The sequence below is a fragment of the Citrobacter braakii genome (assembly GCF_009648935.1).
GTDB classification, from domain to species: Bacteria; Pseudomonadota; Gammaproteobacteria; order Enterobacterales; family Enterobacteriaceae; genus Citrobacter; species Citrobacter braakii.
This window is the reverse complement of record NZ_CP045771.1, coordinates 4,702,299-4,715,474: the sequence shown is the minus strand read 5'-3', so window position 1 is coordinate 4,715,474 and position 13,176 is coordinate 4,702,299. Positions and strand designations below refer to the sequence as shown.

Annotated in this window: 14 protein-coding genes; 6 read left to right on the top strand and 8 right to left on the bottom strand. The window is 53.6% G+C overall.

What is annotated here, in order from left to right; genetic code table 11:
* Nucleotides 1-32 precede the first annotated feature (32 nt).
* The 4 genes from ribH (at nt 33) to pgpA (ending at nt 2,493) form a co-directional block, all read left to right on the top strand.
* The gene (ribH, locus tag GFC06_RS22280) at nt 33-503 is read left to right on the top strand and encodes a 6,7-dimethyl-8-ribityllumazine synthase (protein WP_047501927.1); all 471 of its coding nucleotides are present in this window, start codon (nt 33-35) and stop codon (nt 501-503) included.
* A 19-nt stretch (nt 504-522) separates the two neighbouring features.
* Nucleotides 523-942 carry a transcription antitermination factor NusB gene (gene nusB / locus GFC06_RS22275; protein ID WP_000801129.1) on the top strand — a complete coding sequence of 140 codons (420 nt, stop codon included), beginning with the start codon at nt 523-525 and terminating at the stop codon, nt 940-942.
* Between the two features lie 77 nt (nt 943-1,019).
* Entirely contained in the window at nt 1,020-1,997 is a 978-nt protein-coding gene (gene thiL, locus GFC06_RS22270; protein ID WP_019076158.1) for a thiamine-phosphate kinase, read from the top strand.
* Nucleotides 1,975-2,493 carry a phosphatidylglycerophosphatase A gene (gene pgpA, locus GFC06_RS22265; protein WP_016152036.1) on the top strand — a complete coding sequence of 173 codons (519 nt, stop codon included), beginning with the start codon at nt 1,975-1,977 and terminating at the stop codon, nt 2,491-2,493. The genes thiL and pgpA overlap by 23 nt, the downstream gene beginning before the upstream one ends.
* A 100-nt stretch (nt 2,494-2,593) precedes the next feature.
* On the opposite strand, the gene yajO is transcribed toward pgpA, so the two are convergent.
* The 4 genes from yajO to xseB are packed head-to-tail and all read right to left on the bottom strand — an operon-like array spanning nt 2,594 to nt 6,654.
* On the bottom strand, nt 2,594-3,568 hold the full coding sequence (yajO, locus tag GFC06_RS22260; RefSeq protein WP_019076159.1) for a 1-deoxyxylulose-5-phosphate synthase YajO: 975 nt from the start codon (nt 3,566-3,568) through the stop codon (nt 2,594-2,596).
* A gap of 56 nt (nt 3,569-3,624) precedes the next feature.
* Nucleotides 3,625-5,487 (bottom strand): 1-deoxy-D-xylulose-5-phosphate synthase, encoded by a 1,863-nt coding sequence (gene dxs, locus GFC06_RS22255; protein WP_153690671.1) that lies wholly within the window; start codon nt 5,485-5,487, stop codon nt 3,625-3,627.
* Nucleotides 5,488-5,511: 24 nt separating this feature from the next.
* Nucleotides 5,512-6,411, bottom strand: coding sequence for a (2E,6E)-farnesyl diphosphate synthase (ispA, locus tag GFC06_RS22250; RefSeq protein WP_153690670.1), 900 nt, complete (start codon nt 6,409-6,411; stop codon nt 5,512-5,514).
* Nucleotides 6,412-6,654, bottom strand: coding sequence for an exodeoxyribonuclease VII small subunit (gene xseB, locus GFC06_RS22245; RefSeq protein ID WP_016152040.1), 243 nt, complete (start codon nt 6,652-6,654; stop codon nt 6,412-6,414).
* Nucleotides 6,655-6,862: 208 nt separating this feature from the next.
* Here xseB and thiI point away from each other — a divergent pair, with 208 nt between their 5' ends.
* A complete protein-coding gene (gene thiI / locus GFC06_RS22240) occupies nt 6,863-8,311 on the top strand; it encodes a tRNA uracil 4-sulfurtransferase ThiI (protein WP_005125147.1) in 1,449 nt (482 codons plus the stop codon).
* Nucleotides 8,312-8,410: 99 nt separating this feature from the next.
* Here the strand turns inward: thiI and GFC06_RS22235 are convergent, their stop codons facing one another.
* Genes GFC06_RS22235 through panE form a run of 3 tightly spaced genes read right to left on the bottom strand, consistent with a single transcriptional unit; the run spans nt 8,411 to nt 10,986 of the window.
* A complete protein-coding gene (locus GFC06_RS22235) occupies nt 8,411-9,490 on the bottom strand; it encodes a hypothetical protein (protein WP_141875508.1) in 1,080 nt (359 codons plus the stop codon).
* Between the two features lie 31 nt (nt 9,491-9,521).
* Entirely contained in the window at nt 9,522-10,112 is a 591-nt protein-coding gene (gene yajL, locus GFC06_RS22230) for a protein deglycase YajL (RefSeq protein WP_016155859.1), read from the bottom strand.
* The gene (gene panE, locus GFC06_RS22225) at nt 10,075-10,986 is read right to left on the bottom strand and encodes a 2-dehydropantoate 2-reductase (RefSeq protein WP_153690669.1); all 912 of its coding nucleotides are present in this window, start codon (nt 10,984-10,986) and stop codon (nt 10,075-10,077) included. The genes yajL and panE overlap by 38 nt, the downstream gene beginning before the upstream one ends.
* A 174-nt stretch (nt 10,987-11,160) precedes the next feature.
* Between panE and GFC06_RS22220 the strand changes: the two genes are divergently transcribed.
* A complete protein-coding gene (locus GFC06_RS22220; RefSeq protein WP_003831002.1) occupies nt 11,161-11,652 on the top strand; it encodes a YajQ family cyclic di-GMP-binding protein in 492 nt (163 codons plus the stop codon).
* A 94-nt stretch (nt 11,653-11,746) separates the two neighbouring features.
* Here GFC06_RS22220 and GFC06_RS22215 read toward each other — a convergent pair whose 3' ends face one another.
* Nucleotides 11,747-13,111: an MFS transporter gene (locus tag GFC06_RS22215; RefSeq protein ID WP_016152045.1), complete on the bottom strand. Its 1,365-nt coding sequence runs from the start codon at nt 13,109-13,111 to the stop codon at nt 11,747-11,749.
* Nucleotides 13,112-13,176 lie beyond the last annotated feature (65 nt).

Genomic DNA, 13,176 nt, shown 5'->3' with positions numbered 1-13,176 from the left:
CCTGCGGGGTCTAGTGAATCCGAAGGAAGAATATGAACATTATTGAAGCTAACGTTGCTACCCCGGACGCTCGCGTCGCCATCACCATTGCGCGTTTCAACAACTTTATCAATGACAGCCTGCTGGAAGGTGCGATCGACGCCCTGAAACGTATTGGTCAGGTTAAAGATGAAAACATTACCGTCGTTTGGGTTCCGGGCGCGTATGAGCTGCCGCTGGCAGCCTCAGTACTTGCAAAATCCGGTAAATACGACGCGGTGATTGCGTTAGGTACGGTGATTCGTGGTGGTACCGCGCACTTCGAATATGTGGCTGGCGGTGCAAGCAATGGCCTGGCGCAGGTCGCTCAGGACAGTGGCATTCCGGTAGCCTTCGGTGTTCTGACCACCGAAAGTATTGAACAAGCCATCGAACGTGCTGGCACTAAAGCCGGCAACAAAGGCGCAGAAGCTGCACTGACTGCACTTGAAATGATTAATGTATTGAAAGCCATCAAGGCCTGATTTTTGTAAGGGGAAATCCGTGAAACCTGCTGCTCGTCGCCGCGCCCGTGAGTGTGCCGTCCAGGCGCTCTACTCCTGGCAGTTGTCCCAGAACGACATCGCTGATGTTGAATACCAGTTCCTGGCGGAACAGGACGTAAAAGATGTCGACGTTCTGTATTTCCGTGAACTGCTGTCCGGGGTGGCGACTAACAGCGCGTACCTGGATGGATTAATGAAGCCTTATCTGTCTCGTCTGTTGGAAGAGCTGGGTCAGGTAGAAAAAGCCGTGCTGCGTATTGCGCTGTTTGAACTGTCTAAACGTAGTGATGTGCCGTACAAAGTGGCCATCAACGAAGCGATTGAACTGGCGAAAACCTTCGGCGCTGAAGACAGCCATAAATTCGTGAACGGCGTACTGGATAAAGCAGCACCTGTGATTCGCCCCAACAAAAAGTAATCCCGAGGCCGGCTGGATGGTGGAACTTGTTTCCGCTGCCCCCGGCTTTTTCTTTTTTTTCTGCTGAGGCATAACGTATGGCATGCGGCGAATTTTCCCTGATTGCCCGTTATTTTGACCGCGTAAGAACGTCTCGTCTTGATGTCGAAACCGGTATTGGTGACGATTGCGCACTTCTGAACATCCCTGAAAAACAGACGCTGGCGATCAGCACCGATACGCTGGTGGCAGGTAACCACTTCCTCCCCGACATTGATCCCACCGATCTCGCCTGGAAAGCGCTGGCGGTGAATTTGAGCGATCTGGCGGCGATGGGAGCCGATCCTGCGTGGCTGACGCTGGCGCTCACGCTGCCTGACGTCGACGAAGCCTGGCTTGAAGCCTTCAGCGATGGCCTGTTTGAACTCCTCAATTACTATGATATGCAGCTGATAGGTGGTGACACCACGCGTGGGCCACTGTCGATGACGCTGGGTATCCACGGCTACGTCCCTGTTGGACGGGCCTTAAAACGCTCCGGTGCGAAACCAGGGGACTGGATTTATGTGACCGGTACGCCGGGCGACAGCGCGGCCGGGCTGGCGATTTTGCAGGATCGCTTGCAGGTGGCAGATGCAAAAGACGCAGACTATCTGCTTAAACGTCATCTGCGTCCAACGCCGCGTATTTTGCAGGGACAAGCCCTGCGCGATCTGGCCAGTGCGGCTATCGATATTTCCGACGGCCTGATTTCCGATCTGGGGCATATCGTCAATGCCTGCGGCTGTGGGGCGCGGGTTAACGTCGATGCGTTGCCATACTCTACGGCATTTGCCCAACACGTTGAGCCGGAACAAGCCCTGCGCTGGGCGCTCTCGGGTGGTGAAGATTATGAGTTATGCTTTACCGTACCGGAAATTAACCGTGGCGCACTGGACGTGGCGCTGGGAAATCTCGGCGCATCGTTTACCTGCATTGGGCAGATGAGCGCGGACGTGGAAGGCATTCACTTTACGCGCGACGGAAAACCCGTCACGTTCGACTGGAAAGGATATGACCATTTTGCCGCGCCTTAAAAAAGATGTCGCCAAAAGCCGCCTGAGTATGCGCAATCCGTGGCACCTGTTGGCCACCGGTTTTGGCAGCGGGCTGAGCCCAATTGTTCCAGGCACGATGGGATCGCTGGCGGCGATCCCTTTTTGGTATTTAATGACGTTTCTGCCGTGGCAGCTGTATTCACTGGTGGTCATGTTGTCTATCTGTATCGGCGTTTATCTGTGCCATCAAACGGCGAAAGATATGGGCGTGCACGATCACGGTAGTATTGTCTGGGACGAGTTTGTCGGGATGTGGATAACCCTGATGGCGCTGCCGACCCACGACTGGCAGTGGGTCGCCGCCGGATTTGTGATTTTCCGTATTCTGGATATGTGGAAGCCGTGGCCGATCCGTTGGTTCGATCGCAACGTGCATGGCGGTACGGGGATCATGATTGATGATATTGTGGCCGGAATACTCTCCGCCGGAATTTTGTATTTTATCGGCCATCACTGGCCGGTAGGTATCATTTAAATAGGTTTGCCGGATGGCAGCGTAAACGCCTTATCTGGCCTGGAAACACGATGGCGGTTTCGTAGGCCCGATAAGCGTAGCGCCATCGGGCAATGCCAGATTATTTAAATCCGACCACCGGATGCTGTTTGTACGGCGTTTCCAGCTCGGCAATCTGCTCTGGCTTCAGCGTCAAATCCACCGCATTAAGTAACTCATCCAACTGTTCCTCGCGCGAAGTGCCGATAATCGGCGCTGCCACACCCGGTTTGCTTAGCAGCCAGGCCAGCGCAACCTGCGCACGCGTTACGCCTAATTCCTCACTGACACCGGTCAGCCGCGCGGCAATTTGCGCGTCGTTTTCATCGCTGTCACTGTATAAATTTTTACCGACTTCATCAGAAACCAGACGTGCGGTCGTTTCTCCCCAGGGGCGCGTCAGGCGACCACGCGCCAGCGGACTCCATGGGATCACCGCGACGCCTTCCTGATAGCAAAGCGGCAGCATTTCGCGTTCTTCCTCACGGTAGATCAGGTTGTAGTGATCCTGCATGCTAACGAACTGCGCCCAGCCGTGTTGTTTCTGTAAGGCCAGCGCCTGAGCAAACTGAGACGCGTGCATGGATGAGGCGCCAATATAGCGAGCTTTACCGGCTTTCACTACGTCGTTAAGGGCTTCCAGCGTTTCTTCGATAGGCGTATTGTAATCCCAGCGGTGAATTTGCAGGATGTCCACATAGTCCATACCCAGGCGTCTGAGGCTATCGTCGATTGAGCGTAAGATTTGTGCGCGGGATAATCCTTCCGCTAAATCATCAACCTGGTGAAAAACCTTGGTGGCGACCACGACATCTTCGCGGCGGGCGAAATCACGCAGCGCGCGGCCGACAATCTCTTCGCTGCTGCCAGCGGAGTAGCTGTTGGCGGTATCAAAAAAGTTAATGCCGCCTTCAAGAGCGTGTTTGATTATCGGGCGGCTGCTTTCTTCAGGTAGCGTCCAGGCGTGATTGCCGCGATTGGGCTCGCCAAACGTCATGCAACCCAGGCAAAGGCGGGAGACCCGTAGGTCGGTTTTTCCTAAGGTGTTGTATTTCATTAATCCACTCCTGCTATGCTCGTGATGAGTTAAGCATAGCAGGAGCGGGGAGGGGATTATGCCAGCCAGGCCTTGATTTTGGCCTCAATTCCGGCGGCATTAAGTCCCAGTTCGGCGCGAGCCTCGTCCTGAGTCCCCTGCGGGATGAAGAAGTCAGGCAGGCCAATGTTCAGCACCGGAACAGGCTTGCGATGGGCCATTAGCACTTCGTTTACGCTGCTACCAGCGCCGCCCATAATGGCATTCTCTTCGAGGGTGACCAGCACCTCGTGTTGGGCTGCCATTTCGAGGATCAACGTTTCATCCAACGGTTTCACAAAGCGCATATCAACCAGCGTGGCGTTCAGTGACTCTGCGACCTGAGCGGCTTCCGGCATTAGGGTGCCGAAGTTGAGAATCGCTACTTTCTCCCCGTGACGCTTCACGATGCCTTTGCCGATTGGCAGATGTTCCAGCGGCGCCAGCTCAACGCCCACCGCGTTACCGCGCGGATAACGTACGACCGTTGGACCGTCGTTGTAGTGATAGCCGGTGAACAGCATCTGGCGACATTCGTTCTCATCGCTTGGGGTCATAATGACCATTTCCGGGATGCAGCGCAGGAAAGAGAGGTCGAACGCCCCTTGGTGGGTTTGTCCATCAGCGCCAACGATACCTGCCCGGTCGACGGCGAACAGGACCGGCAGTTTCTGGATGGCGACATCATGCAGTACCTGATCGTAAGCGCGTTGCAGGAAGGTGGAGTAAATAGCCACGACCGGCTTATAACCGCCAATCGCCAGACCGGCTGCAAACGTCACCGCGTGCTGCTCGGCAATCGCCACATCAAAGTAGCGGTCCGGGAACTTACGTGAGAACTCCACCATACCGGAGCCTTCGCGCATCGCCGGGGTGATCGCCATCAGCTTATTGTCTTTCGCCGCGGTCTCACACAGCCAGTCACCGAAGATTTTTGAATAGCTCGGCAGGCCGCCGCTGCTTTTCGGCAGACATCCGCTGGATGGATCGAATTTTGGTACCGCGTGGAACGTAATCGGATCTTTTTCCGCCGGCTCGTAGCCACGACCTTTTTTGGTCATGATGTGCAGGAACTGTGGTCCTTTGAGATCGCGCATGTTCTTAAGCGTGGTGATAAGCCCCAGCACGTCGTGACCGTCCACCGGACCAATATAGTTAAAGCCCAGCTCTTCAAACAGCGTACCCGGTACAACCATGCCTTTGATGTGCTCTTCGGTACGTTTGAGCAGTTCCTTAATCGGTGGTACACCGGAGAACACTTTCTTCCCGCCTTCGCGCAGCGAGGAGTAGAGTTTGCCTGAGAGCAGTTGCGCCAGGTGATTGTTCAGCGCGCCGACGTTCTCTGAAATCGACATTTCGTTGTCGTTGAGGATAACCAGCATGTCGGGCTTAATATCACCCGCGTGGTTCATCGCTTCAAATGCCATGCCTGCGGTGATTGCACCGTCCCCAATCACACAAACGGTACGGCGTTCCTTGCCTTCTTTCTCGGCGGCAACCGCAATACCGATACCTGCGCTGATGGAGGTTGAGGAGTGCCCAACGCTCAGTACGTCATATTCGCTCTCACCGCGCCATGGGAATGGATGCAAACCGCCTTTCTGCCGAATGGTGCCGATTTTATCGCGGCGGCCGGTCAGAATTTTGTGCGGGTAAGCCTGATGTCCCACATCCCAGATTAACTGGTCAAACGGGGTGTTGTAGACGTAGTGCAGCGCTACGGTGAGTTCCACCGTGCCCAGACCAGAGGCGAAGTGCCCGCTGGAACGGCTTACGCTGTCGAGCAAATAGCGGCGCAGTTCGTCGCAAAGCTTTGGCAGGCTCTCTTTTGGCAGCAGGCGTAACTCCTGAGTGGAGTCGACCAGCGCCAGGGTCGGGTATTTGGCTATATCAAAACTCATCGCAAGCTCATGGGATATGTTGGTTTATTTATCACGCTGGATTATGTAGTCCGCTAGCGCTTCCAGTGCCGAGGTATCGAGTGACTGTGCGGCCAGCAAACTTAGCGACTGGCGGGCATCCTCAATTAAATCCCGGGCTTTATTCTGGGCTTGCTCAAGACCCAGAAGTGCAGGATAGGTACTTTTGCCAAGCTGCTGGTCAGCACCCTGACGTTTACCCAATGTTGTAGTATCGCCTACCACATCCAGGATGTCATCCTGAACCTGGAAGGCCAGACCGATGCTTTCTGCGTACTTGTCGAGTATTGCCAGGCATTCTCGACCTTTATCGCCAGCGCTTAACGCACCCAGACGCACGGCGGCGCGAATCAATGCCCCGGTTTTATGGCGGTGAATACGCTCCAGCGCATCCAATTCTACCTGATGGCCTTCAGCGTCCAGATCCAACGCCTGACCGCCGCACATACCGGCGATACCGCTGGCCTGGGCCAGTTCAGAGATCATCGCGATGCGGTCACGGTCAGAAACTTCCGGCATCGGGGCGTCGCTGATAATGGAGAACGCCAGCGTCTGTAGCGCATCTCCAGCCAGGATCGCATTAGCCTCGCCAAATTTTACGTGGCAGGTCGGCAGACCGCGGCGCAGGTCATCGTCGTCCATCGCGGGTAAGTCATCGTGCATCAGCGAATAGGCATGGATACACTCGACGGCGGCAGCGGGAGCATCAAGCGTACTCAGGCTGACGTCAAACATCTGACCGGTCGCATACACCAGAAACGGGCGCAGACGTTTACCGCCTAATAATGCGCCATATTGCATGGTTTCGACCACGGGAGTGTTCTGAAAGGGCAATGGCGCGATGAAACGGCTCAGTGCCTGGTTGGCCTGCTCAACGCAAGCCTGTAGCTGCTGCGTAAAATCCATTTACTCATTATCCGGTGTGAAAGGCGTAAGGGCGGCGTCTTCAGTATCTGACAGCAGGATTTGTACGCGCTGTTCAGCCTGTTGCAACTTGACCTGTCCCTGACGTGCTAACTGTACGCCACGTTCAAATTCGTTCAGCGCTTCTTCCAGCGGCAGGTCGCCGCTTTCCAGACGGGTAACAATCTGTTCCAGGTCGCTCAGCGCTGTTTCAAAACTGGCTGGCGCTTCATTTTTCTTCGGCATAATGAATGTCTGACTCTCTGTATTGGCAGCACAAGGCTATGGTAACGGACTCGCACTGATAAGCAAATAACGCACAATGGTAAGGCGATGTGCACAGGATGACCATGATGGTGGTATACTTGCGCGCCTGGATGCAGCCGCAGGGTATGGGCTGCTGTATTTTTTTCCATTACAAGTCATTCAGACTTGCCAAAGAACCATTGCCGCCATGAAGTTTATCATTAAATTGTTCCCAGAAATCACCATCAAAAGCCAATCTGTGCGTTTGCGCTTTATAAAAATTCTGACAGGGAACATTCGTAACGTTTTAAAGCACTATGATGAAGACCTTGCCGTTGTCCGCCACTGGGACCACGTTGAGGTTCGCGCTAAAGATGAAAGCCAGCGCCTGGATATTCGTGACGCGCTGACCCGTATTCCGGGGATCCACCATATTCTCGAAGTTGAAGACGTGCCGTTTACCGATATGCACGATATTTTCGAGAAAGCGCTGGTGCAGTATCGCGATCAACTGGAAGGCAAAACCTTCTGCGTACGCGTTAAGCGTCGCGGTAAGCATGAGTTTAGCTCTATTGAGGTGGAACGCTATGTTGGCGGTGGACTGAACCAGCATATTGAATCCGCGCGCGTGAAGCTGACGAAGCCGGACGTGACGGTTAATCTTGAAATCGAAAACGACCGTCTGCTGCTGGTTAAAGGCCGCTATGAAGGTATTGGCGGTTTCCCGATCGGGACGCAGGAAGATGTACTGTCGCTGATTTCCGGTGGTTTCGACTCCGGCGTGTCCAGCTATATGCTGATGCGTCGCGGCTGCCGCGTGCACTACTGCTTCTTTAATCTCGGCGGCGCAGCGCATGAAATCGGCGTTCGCCAGGTGGCGCATTATCTGTGGAACCGCTTTGGTAGCTCGCATCGCGTGCGTTTTGTCGCGATCAACTTTGAGCCGGTGGTTGGCGAGATCCTGGAGAAAGTCGACGACGGTCAGATGGGCGTGGTCCTTAAACGTATGATGGTACGTGCAGCGTCGAAAGTCGCTGAGCGCTACGGCGTACAGGCGCTGGTAACCGGTGAAGCGCTGGGCCAGGTGTCCAGCCAGACGCTGACCAACCTGCGCCTGATCGATAACGTTTCTGACACCCTGATCCTGCGCCCGCTTATCTCCCATGATAAGGAGCACATCATTAATCTGGCGCGTGAAATTGGTACTGAGGACTTTGCCCGTACCATGCCGGAATACTGCGGTGTGATTTCAAAAAGCCCGACGGTGAAAGCGATTAAAGCGAAGATTGAGGCCGAAGAAGAAAACTTCGATTTCTCTATCCTCGATAAAGTGGTTGAAGAAGCGAACAATATCGATATTCGTGATATCGCCCAGCAGACGCAGCAGACCGTGGTGGAAGTGGAAACCGTGAGCGGCTTCGGCCCGAACGATGTGATTCTGGATATCCGCTCTGTGGATGAACAGGATGACAAACCGCTGAAGGTTGACGGTGTGGACGTCGTTTCTCTGCCGTTCTACAAATTGAGCACCAAATTCGGCGATCTGGACCAGAGTAAAACCTGGCTGCTGTGGTGTGAACGCGGAGTGATGAGCCGTCTGCAGGCGCTGTATCTGCGCGAGCAGGGCTTTGAAAACGTGAAGGTATATCGCCCGTAGTGACTTTTGCCTGAGGGTGCTGCGCTTATCAGGCCTGCAAGCGGTATGTTTTGTAGGCCTGATAAATTGTTTACGCTGCCATCCGGCAATATAACAATATTATTCAAAACGGATGGGGAGCTTTTTCCCGTTCGACTCCCAGACACCCTGATAGACGCCGTCTTTTAACTCCAGCGTTATCTTCTCTTCCGATTGTTCAGCGGCAGAGGTCTTAAGTACATAATGTTGATTGTCGGCTGTGTCGCATTTACCGTTTAATTCAATCGGTGCGCCAAATTTTTGGTAAAAGTAAGCCCCTTCAAAAAAATCACCGTATTTGCAGTCGACCTTCAACACAATACGCATGCTTTTTCCCAACGTGCCGTACATGACCTTGCCGTCAATGCCGGGCGCTGGCGAAACCGGTGTAGATCTCTTTGTGGCAGTCAGATACTGGCCGTAAGGCGTGAGCTGATTATGCAGTTCAACGGTCGGGATTTTCGTGGTGAAATCGCCCAGTTCGTCACCCGCGCGATTGGCGTGGTTGCTACAACGTCCGTTCAGGAAAGCCAGATGGTCTTTTTGCAGGGAGAATTTGTCGATGTAGTACAGACCGTCGGTGTAGGTTGCACACGATGCGTAGAATTCGGCAAAGCCAGAATCTCCACCGTCTTCTTTTATTTGCTCCGGCTTTTGTGATTTCTGTGCGTCAACAAAGGTATCAATTTGGCTGCGGATATCTTTTCTGATGCGGGTGTTTAATTCGGTCATCGTGGAGCGGGAAAAGAGGTCGTTAAGGGTAATTGTCGCGCCGTTGGCTAAATCGAAGCTGATTGGTACATTGTACGACTCGCAATACGCCCCGCAGCCTTCGACAAACATGTTGAGAGTCAACACTTTGGCGTCGCGATACTCAACCGTGTAGTCAAGGTTTGCGGTGGGATTCATCTCTGATTTCGCAAACTGATTCACGGTCGCTTGTGGATTATTTCCCGGTAGCTGATTGATAAAGCTTGTGAAAATATAATCGTTAATGCGTTTTGCAACCTGTGGGTTATCCGTTGAGGTAAACCACGGCACGCGATATTGCATCTCAGTGCTTGCGGGATAGCGATACTCAAGGCTCTCAATTTCAAGTTGAGTCGCACTGGCGTAGCCGGGAAGGAGCAGTAAAGCCACTCCGCTCAGATATCCTTTCATCATAATTCCTTGAATGCGAGTGGCCTGAAGATTACTCGTAGTAGTTATAAATTCCTGCAGCCATCACCAGTTGTGATGCCACTTCGTAAGCCTTTTCGCGACTCACCAGGAGATCAATGATTTTTAAACCGAAATCGATTGAGGTTCCCGGTCCCTGGCTGGTTAACAGATTGACGCGCGGATCCCATACGACGCGCTTATCCTGCCACTGGTCAGTGGGAATATTGTCTTTCAGCGCCGGAAAACCGGTCATGTTACCGATGGGGAAAATATCGTGTGGGACGAGGACTGTGGCGGCAGCGGCGCAAATTGCCGCGACAATGCGCCCGGAGCGATGAAACTGTTTCACGGTTTCGACAAGCAGAGGGCTGTCGCGAAAACACTCGGCGCCTTTAATACCGCCGGGCAGCACGATAATGTCGAAATCCCCGTCAGCAACTTCCACTAATGGTGCATCCGCCAGTAGTTTTACGCCGCGTGAGCACACGATCGTCAGGCTGCCATCGCTGGCAACGCTTGCAGTCGTGACCTTAATTCCGCCGCGAACCAGCAGATCGATAGTGGTGACCGCTTCGGTCTCTTCACTACCAGGGGCGAGACATACCAGTGCTTGAGCGCTCATACTCACTTTCCTTTCTCTTAACCATTTCAAACAGGCGGGCATTTTCCGGGACGGCGATGCCGTGCGCGCGGGCGCGTTTTAACAAATAACCGGTAATGTAGTCGATCTCAGTATGGCGCAGGGCGTGTATGTCTTGCAGCATTGATGAGATATTTTCCGCCGTACTGTCAATCACTTGCTCAACATAATAGCGTAAATCATCCACAGATGTGTGGTGGCCTTCGCGTTCAATGACCGCCGCCACCTCCTCGCAGATGAGCGCTATTTTTTCAGGATGATGGCGTAACTCTCCATTCGAGCAATCCCATAATGCGGTCAGCGGGTTAATGACGCAGTTGACGGCCAGCTTGCGCCACAACTCAGCGCGAATATTGTTGTGCCAGGCGACGTCCGGTAGCACCTCTTGCAGGACTTCAGCCAGATAACTGAAATCACCGTCTTGTTCACGCGCCGGACCAATCCTTGTTGTTCCCTGAGCGACATGAATGATCACGTTGCCGTCACGGCGTGCCGCGTGGGTTGTGGTGCCCATCAGCAGAGGTTGCTTAATGTTATGCAACTCTTCAATCGTCCCCATACCGTTGTGAATCAGCAGAATGGGAGTGGTGTCAGGCAGAATGGAGGCCAGGCCTTTGACCGCATCAGAAACCTGCCAGGCTTTCAGAGTGACAAGCAACAGGTCGCTTTTCGCCAAAAAATCGGGGTCGTTTGCCGTCAGGGATTCATTGAATACTGACCCATCCGTGTCGATCAGGTTAACGCTGCAATAGGGTTGCGGTACGCGTAGCCACCCCTGAACCTCATGTCCATGTTTGCACAGCGTGGTTAGCCAAAGCTGTCCTAACGCTCCACATCCCAGTACGGTAATTTTCATTCTTCCTCCTCACCTGCAACATCACCAGGTGTTAATCCATATCGGCCGTACCCCATTATTGTTCGCAGGTATCAGTACCACGTACAATTAAAGGATACAGCCTAGTATAGCGCTGTCTGTTGTGTAACTTTGCAGGTATTATGCTTCGCATCAAAAATGAAGGGAGAGGAAAAGATGCCATCTTTCGATATTGTTTCTGAAGTTGATCTTCAGGAAGCCCGTAACGCGGTAGATAACGCCAGCCGCGAAGTGGAGTCACGCTTTGATTTTCGTGGCGTTGAAGCGACTTTTGAGCTGAACGAGTCGAATAAGACGATTAAGGTGCTAAGCGAGTCTGATTTCCAGGTCAATCAGTTGCTGGATATTTTACGTGCCAAGCTGCTGAAACGTGGTATTGAAGGCACTTCGTTGGACGTACCAGAAACCTTCGTGCACAGCGGTAAAACCTGGTTTGTTGAAGCTAAGCTGAAACAGGGCATTGAAAGCGCGGTGCAAAAGAAAATCGTTAAGCTGATCAAAGACAGCAAACTGAAGGTGCAGGCGCAGATTCAGGGCGAAGAAATCCGCGTGACCGGCAAGGCGCGTGACGATCTGCAATCCGTTATGGCGCTGGTTCGCGGCGGCGATCTCGGCCAGCCGTTCCAGTTTAAGAACTTCCGCGATTAAGTCGTAATGCCTGATGGCGCTACGCTTATCCGGCCTACAGGTTGCACACGCTATTTGTAGGCTGGATCAAACGATAGTCGCCATCTGGCACTCTTCACGCCTGGCTGATGGCCTGCTCAACCTCAAATCGATTCGTCACTTTGCTGTCGATTTTCACGTAAGCCGAATGCTCTTTCGCTACAATTAACACTTCGCTTATCCCTTCTTTAGCCAGCAGACGCTGCTTAAGGGTGTCATCTGCGGCAATCTCAGGTGGGATTTCCACTCGCAGGCTACTGACATACGGCGGCTCTTTCATTGTGCTTGCCACCAACAACCAAACTGCCGCCAGAAGCGCGCCGGCCAGGAATACCGCCTGACCATCAAACATTTCGACCACCCAACCGCCGAGCGAACCGCCAATCGCCACGCCAAGAAACTGGCTGGTGGAGTAAACGCCCATCGCCGTGCCTTTATAGCCAGCCGGAGACTCTTTGCTGATAAGCGAGGGGAGGAGGGCCTCCATCAGGTTGAAGGCGAGGAAGAATATCTGAACGCCTGCAATCAGCCCCCAAAAACGCACGTTAGCGCTCCACAATACAATCTCTGCGATAAGGATCAGTAACACGCAGGCGAGGAATACGCGCTTCATCCGCCGCTTCACTTCTGCGTAGATGATGAACGGCACCACGGAAACAAAGGACAGCAGCATCGTCACCAGATAAATTTTCCAGTGCTCTGCGGCGGGGAAACCGGCTTTCGCCAGTTGGCCCGGTAAGGCGACGAAAGTGGACATCAACAAAATGTGCAGACACATGATGCCAAAGTTGAGCTTGAGCAGTTTGGGCTCCGCCAGCACTTTGCTGAAGCTGCCTTTTACCATGCCAGATTCGCGGTTCAGCACGTGGCTGGTGCTATTGGGAACGACCCAAATAGTCAGCACGATGCCGGTGGTTGCAAGAGCTGCAATCATCCAGAACAGCGCGTGTAGCCCCAGCGCATGGGTAACGATCGGTCCTAGCACCATCGCAATGGCGAAGGTGATACCAAAGCTGACGCCGATAAACGCCATCGCTTTGGTACGGTTTTGCTCACGGGTTAAGTCGGAAAGCAGCGCCATCACGGCGGCGGCAATCGCGCCAGAGCCTTGCAAAGCGCGACCGAGAATAATGCCCCAGATTGAATCGGAGAGGGCGGCAATCACGCTGCCGAGAACGAACACCGCCAGCCCGCCGACGATAAGCGGCTTACGACCGATGCGGTCTGAAAGCAGACCAAAGGGGATCTGGAAAACGGCTTGCGCCAGACCATAAATGCCAATGGCAAGGCCAATCAGCGCTTCACTGGCCCCCTGTAGCGCCATACCGTACGTGGTCAGAACCGGCAGAACCATAAACATGCCAAGCATGCGCAACGAGAATACGGTCCCTAAACCCCAGGTGGCGCGCAACTCACCGGGCGTCATTTTGTAATCGTTCATTCCCACCTCTGTATTAATTTCGCGCCTAGTGTAAAGCGGGGAAGGAGTGCGGTAAACCTCTACGA